The sequence below is a fragment of the Janibacter anophelis NBRC 107843 genome (assembly GCF_001570945.1).
GTDB classification, from domain to species: domain Bacteria; phylum Actinomycetota; class Actinomycetes; order Actinomycetales; family Dermatophilaceae; genus Janibacter; species Janibacter anophelis.
Genome location: NZ_BCSQ01000120.1, coordinates 1 through 797, shown reverse-complemented (window position 1 = coordinate 797; position 797 = coordinate 1). Strand labels below are relative to the sequence as shown.

The 797-nt window shown below is 66.0% G+C and carries 1 protein-coding gene; it reads left to right on the top strand.

Features of this window, described 5'->3' with window-relative positions; genetic code table 11:
- A partial coding sequence (locus JAN01S_RS16420) for a PGAP1-like alpha/beta domain-containing protein (RefSeq protein ID WP_218000072.1) occupies positions 1–644 on the top strand: 644 nt, incomplete at its 5' end.
- Between the last annotated feature and the right edge of the window lie 153 nt (positions 645–797).

The window sequence follows — 797 nt, the reverse complement described above, 5'->3', positions numbered from 1 at the left end:
TTCCCGGCACCCAGCCGTGGTCGCCGGGATGGTCGGACAACCCGCTGGACAGCCTCGGCAACCTCGGCAGCATCAACGGTGACTCAACCGCCTCCACCGAGGCCGTCCGGGACGCGATGGACAAGGCTGGCATCCCGCCGGGATCGCCCGTGATGATGGCCAGCCACTCGCAGGGCGGAATGATCAGCCAGGCCCTCTTGTCGGACCCCACCTTCACGGAGCGGTTCAACGTCACGCACTCCGTCACCTACGGTTCTCCCGTGGACGCGATCCCGGATACGTCAGACGCACGGCAGTTGCATCTGCAGCACCGAGGGGACGTCGTACCGCGCGTCGACCTGGGCAACGCCCCGCGCGTGAGCCGGTTGGACGACGACGCCACTGTCGTGACTCTCGACAACCCGCAAACCGCTTGGGCGTACGACCCCACATGGAACGACCAGCCGGGCATCCAACTACCCAGCGGCCCCTTCCCAAAGGACGTCCTCGAAGCACACAGCCACAAGAACTACGCAAACTCCGTCGCCGCGTCCGACGACCCGCGGATCACGGCGTTCGAGAATGACCTGGACAACTTCATCGTCCCCGCTGGCGACGAGTCGAAGGTCACCGCTGTTGATGTCGAGATCCGCCGAAGGAAGTAACCACCCCATGACCACGATCACCCGACGCGCCGCCCTCCTTGGCGCCGTCAGCGTCGCGGCCCTCGGCCTGACCGCGTGCATCAGCGCCCCACCCATGGACGAGAAGGAAGTCAACGACGCCGTCTCCCAAGTCGAAGGCGTGACCTCGGTCGA